The following is a 2,787-nucleotide window of genomic DNA, read 5'->3' on the forward strand; positions in this document are numbered from 1 at the left end:
TCGTCGCCGTCGCCCGGGGCACCGCAGCCCGCGGTGACGAGCACGGCTCCCGCAGCGACCGCGACCAGCCTCCTCGTGTTCTTCAGCACTCGATCTCCTGACGTTGATGGGTGCATCAGTCCGCCGAGGCTACACATCGGACTTAGGCGGGGCCTGTGCGCGGGACCCCTGAACGCGCGCGAATACGCCCGCTGCTCGCCAGCCGGCCGGCCCCGGTCGAACCAGGGCTACCATCGCCCGGGTGACCGACCACCCTGTGACTCCCGCGGCCGAACCGCCCGTGAGCACGGCACGGGTGCTCACCACCCTGATGGTCCCGCTGTTCATGGCGCTGCTCGCCCTGTCGGTGATCAACGTGGCGCTTCCCGTGATCGGCCCCGCTCTCGACGCCGGGTCCACCGGCCTGCAGTGGGTGGTCTCGGGCTATGCGCTGTCGTTCGGCCTGTTGTTGGTGCCGTCGGGACGACTCGGGGACGCGACCGGCCGCAAGCGGATCTTCCTCGCCGGCGTCGCCGTCTTCACCGCCGGGGCCGTCATCGCCGGGTTCGCCCAGAACATCGAGATGCTCAACGCCGCGCGGGTGGTGCAGGGCATCGGATCGGGGATGCTCAACCCGCAGACCTTCGGGCTCATCCAGAAGTACTTCCGCGGAGCGGCCCGCGCCCGCGCGTTCGCCACCATGGCCACCACGGTCTCGGTGGCCACGGCCTCGGGCCCCCTTGTCGGTGGCCTGCTCATCGAGGCCCTGGGCGACGACCTGGGATGGCGCGCGATGTTCTTCGTCAACGTGCCGCTCGGCGTGATCGCCCTGGTGCTGGGGCAGAAGTGGCTGCCCGACGACCGCGCGCTGCCCCGGACCGACCGCGACGGACGCGACGTCGGCGGATCGAGAGCGCGCGCCGGCGCGTTGGGCTACCAGGAGGACGACGGCGACGTGGTCGCCGCTCCCGCCGCCCCGCCCACGCGTCCCAGGCGTCTGGACGTGGACCCGGTCGGCATCGTGCTGCTCGGGGCGGCCGTCCTCTCGGTGATGCTGCCCTTCCTCAACCGCGGCGCGAACCCCGCGATGTGGGCCCTGGTCCCGCTCGGGGTGGCCCTCCTGGGGGCCTTCGCCTGGTGGGAGCGCCGCTACGAGCGCATCGGTCGACCGCCGCTGGTCAATCCCGAGATCTTCCGCGATCCGGCGTTCCGCAACGGCATGATCATCGTCTCGATCTACTTCATGGGCGGGACCAGCCTGTGGATCGTCATGCCCATGTATCTGCAGTTCCACCTGGGGTACGCGCCGATCGACTCCGCGTTCGTGAGTCTTCCCGCCTCGATCTGCGCCGCGGTGTCCGCGCAGGTGGCGGGGCGTTTCGTGCTCACGCTCGGGCGGCGTTTGGTGATCGGGGGCTTCTGTCTCACCCTCACCGCGCTGGGCACGTTCATCCTGCTCGCGGGTCTGGTGGAGTCCGGTGCGGTGGGGTACCTGATCTTCATGGCGCCCGCCGCGCTGATGGGTACCGCGCAGGGCATGACCATCTCGCCCAACCAGACGCTCACGGTCCGCGCGGTCGACCCCGCGTACGGCGGGGTGGCCGGGAGCATCATCTCGCTGGGCCAGCGCATGGGCACCGCGATCGGCACGGCAGTGGTTCCCGGTGTGCTGTTCTGGATCGTCGAGTCCCAGGACGACTGGTTGCTGGCGTTCCGGGCGGCGCTGGGACTGATCGCGGTGTTGGCGGCGGGCGCGTTGGCGTTCAGCGTCGTCGACCGCCGCCGGGAGAAGCGCTGCGCCTGACTCAGGGGCTGAGTGAGGCTACTGAGCAGAGCGCCTGCTCGCAGGCCTGGTGTGGAGCGGGGTCTCAGAGCCTCGCGGCCAGCTCCACGCCCTGCTTGATGGCGCGCTTGGCGTCGAGTTCGGCGGCCACATCCGCACCGCCGATCACGTGGACACCCGGTCCGCGGCTCTCCGCGCCCCGGGCCCGGATCAGCTCCTCAGCGAGATCCCGCACCGACTCCTGTCCCGCGCACACCACGACGGAGTCCACGGGCACCAACCGCGGCCGGCCGGCGTCGTCGAGGATGTGCAGCCCGCCGTCGTCGATCTTCTCGTAGGTGACCCCGGTGTACTGGTGCACGCCACCGGTCCTGAGCTCGGCGCGGTGGACCCAGCCGGTCGTCTTGCCCAGCCCCTTGCCGATCGAGGTGGTCTTGCGCTGGAGCAGGTGCACCTCGTGGGCGGGATCCTCAAGGACGGCGGTGCCCAGCCCCGCGCGTTCGACGGCGGGATCCACCACGCCCCAGTGCCGCTTCCAGGCCTCTACGTCGGTGGAGTGACCATGGGCGCGGTGGCCGTCGAGGGCCAGTCCGGACCCACCGGCGAGGAGGAACTCCGAGACGTCCACCCCGATCCCGCCGGCGCCGATCACCGCGACGCGACGCCCGGGCCTGCGGGCACCGGTGAGCAGCTCGGGGTATGTCATGACCATCGGGTGGTCGGCGCCCGGGATCGTGATCTCCCGTGGGCGGACGCCGGTGGCCACCACCACGTGGTCGGCGTCGCCCAGGTCGGCGGCGGTGGCACGTTGGCCCAGGTGGACGGGGACCCCGAGAACGTCGAGGCGTCGGCTGAAGTAGGCCAGGGACGCCGCGAACTCCTCCTTGCCGGGTACGCGCATGGCGTAGCGGAACTGCCCGCCGATCTCGTCCTCGGCCTCGTACACCTCCACCGACAGCCCTCGGGTCGCGGCCGCCTCCGCGCAGGCCAGACCCGCGGGGCCCGCGCCGACCACCGCCACCCGC

Annotated in this window: 2 protein-coding genes; one reads left to right on the plus strand and one right to left on the minus strand. The window is 71.5% G+C overall.

Features of this window, described 5'->3' with window-relative positions; all coding sequences use genetic code 11:
* Positions 1 to 241: 241 nt before the first annotated feature.
* Complete coding sequence (locus IY392_RS04700; RefSeq protein WP_194860641.1) at positions 242 to 1,783, plus strand: MFS transporter; 1,542 nt, start codon at positions 242 to 244, stop codon at positions 1,781 to 1,783.
* 64 nt (positions 1,784 to 1,847) lie between these two features.
* Here IY392_RS04700 and IY392_RS04705 read toward each other — a convergent pair.
* The coding region (locus IY392_RS04705) for an FAD-dependent oxidoreductase (protein WP_194860642.1) at positions 1,848 to 2,787 on the minus strand (940 nt) is incomplete at its 5' end.

The organism is Dietzia sp. SYD-A1 (assembly GCF_015356725.1).
Lineage (GTDB): Bacteria > Actinomycetota > Actinomycetes > Mycobacteriales > Mycobacteriaceae > Dietzia.